The 2,122-nt window shown below is 55.0% G+C and carries 5 protein-coding genes; 3 read left to right on the plus strand and 2 right to left on the minus strand.

Translation table 11 applies throughout. From position 1 onward, the window contains the following. Positions 1 to 22 precede the first annotated feature (22 nt). Both Q0897_RS15955 and Q0897_RS15960 read right to left on the minus strand, forming a co-directional pair. Positions 23 to 289, minus strand: a complete 267-nt coding sequence (locus Q0897_RS15955) for a hypothetical protein (protein ID WP_299310400.1) — start codon at positions 287 to 289, stop codon at positions 23 to 25. A gap of 36 nt (positions 290 to 325) precedes the next feature. Continuing rightward, positions 326 to 910, minus strand: coding sequence for a winged helix-turn-helix domain-containing protein (locus Q0897_RS15960; RefSeq protein WP_299310404.1), 585 nt, complete (start codon positions 908 to 910; stop codon positions 326 to 328). 3 nt (positions 911 to 913) lie between these two features. Between Q0897_RS15960 and Q0897_RS15965 the strand changes: the two genes are divergently transcribed. From Q0897_RS15965 to Q0897_RS15975, 3 genes are all read left to right on the plus strand, one after another. Next, positions 914 to 1,099, plus strand: coding sequence for a hypothetical protein (locus Q0897_RS15965; RefSeq protein WP_299310407.1), 186 nt, complete (start codon positions 914 to 916; stop codon positions 1,097 to 1,099). Between the two features lie 97 nt (positions 1,100 to 1,196). Then, positions 1,197 to 1,628: a hypothetical protein gene (locus tag Q0897_RS15970; protein WP_299310409.1), complete on the plus strand. Its 432-nt coding sequence runs from the start codon at positions 1,197 to 1,199 to the stop codon at positions 1,626 to 1,628. Between the two features lie 154 nt (positions 1,629 to 1,782). Then, positions 1,783 to 1,992 carry a hypothetical protein gene (locus Q0897_RS15975; RefSeq protein WP_239806299.1) on the plus strand — a complete coding sequence of 70 codons (210 nt, stop codon included), beginning with the start codon at positions 1,783 to 1,785 and terminating at the stop codon, positions 1,990 to 1,992. Positions 1,993 to 2,122: the final 130 nt, after the last annotated feature.

The following is a 2,122-nucleotide window of genomic DNA, read 5'->3' on the forward strand; positions in this document are numbered from 1 at the left end:
CAGGATCAAACGGCAATGGGCATCAAAACGGCCCAAGGCCCTGCTCGTAGCTGATGAAAACTTCGGGCTCAGACCACGCTACAAGCGCGAACTTAGCCAAGTACAGTGTCATCGTTTCGGCGTTGTAGAAGGGCAGAACCAGTCCGACGCCCTTACCCTTTTCGGGGCAGACGGCCGCGTGCCGCGATGCGTCCAGCGGCGGCGAGCACTGTTTCTGCCCGACGCGCGCCTTGTGCTGAAACCAGTTTTTCTGGGGTTTCTTCGGAATGGTGGCCCAGACCTGTTCCAATGCCGAGGCAAAGCCCCTTTCTTAATATTTTCATGGCTATCTGGTTCTGCGCTGATGGCCAGGCCGAGCGGTCAGCTTCACATAGCTAAATTTTTTCAGCGCGCGGTTGACGGTCGTTTTGTCGAGCGACACCGCAAACTCTCCGTGCAGCCAATGTGCCAGATCGATAAGCCGCCAGCGCACGACGCCATGGATCGCCGGGAGAGCCCCCTCTCCCGACTCGAGCAGTGCACGTCGCTGCATATCGTCGAGGATCAATGCGTTGGCAACGGCCTTGCCGTCCAGTAGCCCGTCAGGATCGCAGGTATTGAAGCCGATCACCCAGTCGCGGATGATCTGAAGGGTGACACCGCCGATCCGCACCGACTCGCTCCGGCTACCAACATCGTAGATCAGGGCGACGGTCAACAGTCGGCGTGCCTGCGGCGAACTCTTTGATCGCCGTGTCACGCGCTGGAGTAACGGTCCGTCGAAATCCTCCCGCAAGCCAATCGCTCGACCCATCGTCGCTTCCTCCTGATGAAGGACGCATTCAAGGATGACTATCACCGGATTGGAAACACCATAGCTGAAATAACCTCGGTGCAGAGTGGTATACCCGCAAAGTAAAGGAATATCCAAACTATGGCTGCTGTAGAGGTTGCAACTACATTGAGCGCATTGTTCGCAACGTTCGGGCAACAGCGAAGTATCGCCACCAGTTATATTAAAAACATCCTGTCTTCAGAGAGCTGCCTGACCCTGGCCGCCGCTAGGCTACGGACGAAGTCTTTTGTGAACGCGGCAGGTCGAGAAACAGGAGAAACGTGATAAGTTTTATTTTCCTACAAGCCTTGGCCGTTTTAACCATCACGTTCAAATCGAATACGGGTTGCGCATTAAGTTGATGCAGTTTCAAGGAGTTGCTATGGACCAGGATCTGAATATCAAATTGCCCGCCCATTACGCCCCTGCCATTGCCGTGGGCTTTCAGGGTCCTGAAAATTCTTTTTCTCTCGTGGAGATTGGTCGGCCGCTGCCTGTAGTCAACGTGCCACAACTTGGCGGGGATCCGCTAACCGGCACCGCAGATGCGTCTGGTACGGTAGGCCCTTTCCTCGCGCAGCCAGCGAAGGCAATTTCGATTGAACTGTCGGGCGAGTGGGCAGGATCGGTTCGGTTACTGCGCTCTTCCGACGGCGGAGATACGCTCTCTCCGCTTAAAGCGGCTGGTGCCGACTGGGCGGTGTTCAACGACAACGGGGTAGAGCAGGCTTGGTTTGAAACAGAATGTGATATCGGGTTCTACCTTCAAATTAATCTCACATCCGGAACAGTGTCATATCGCGTATCGCAATAAGGGTATGGCGACCAAAGCAATACTGTGTCGATGTTGCCAACTTCGTTCTATCAATCGCGACAGGTCTATTGAACTAGGATGCGACTATGAGACTTTGCCCATAGCTGTGCGCCGCCAATAAGCCAGTCCGACATCCGCGATGGCTATGGTTTTGATGACGCTGGCCTCGTTGTTGCTGGGTATTTGCGGGATGAGCGTTCTGGAGCTTCCACGGCCGTTTGTAGTGGGGCCCGGGTTGAAGTTGCGAATGGTTAGTCAGCGTAACTTTGGCATGCGCGATAACGATGCGGATGGTGCGGATGAACAAGTCGTATCGATTCGTCTGATGCCCGAAGACATGCCCGGCAAGGGCATGGATCACTGACTTTATTACGCGGGCGCGTGTCATGCTCTCGGACATCGGGCGGCTTTTAACCTTCCATGCGTTCGAATCGATGCTTGGTAACTTGCCGCTCTCGATAAGAGTGGCGATCATTACCCAGCTGTCGGCGCCT

This window comes from uncultured Croceicoccus sp., from assembly GCF_947496385.1.
Taxonomy (GTDB): domain Bacteria; phylum Pseudomonadota; class Alphaproteobacteria; order Sphingomonadales; family Sphingomonadaceae; genus Croceicoccus.

Bases quoted from the DNA above. Each gene is read 5' to 3' on its own strand.
- Q0897_RS15970 (WP_299310409.1), top strand. From the start codon at position 1,197: ATGGACCAGGATCTGAATATCAAATTGCCCGCCCATTACGCCCCTGCC.
- Q0897_RS15975 (WP_239806299.1), top strand. From the start codon at position 1,783: ATGACGCTGGCCTCGTTGTTGCTGGGTATTTGCGGGATGAGCGTTCTG.
- Q0897_RS15965 (WP_299310407.1), top strand. From the start codon at position 914: ATGGCTGCTGTAGAGGTTGCAACTACATTGAGCGCATTGTTCGCAACG.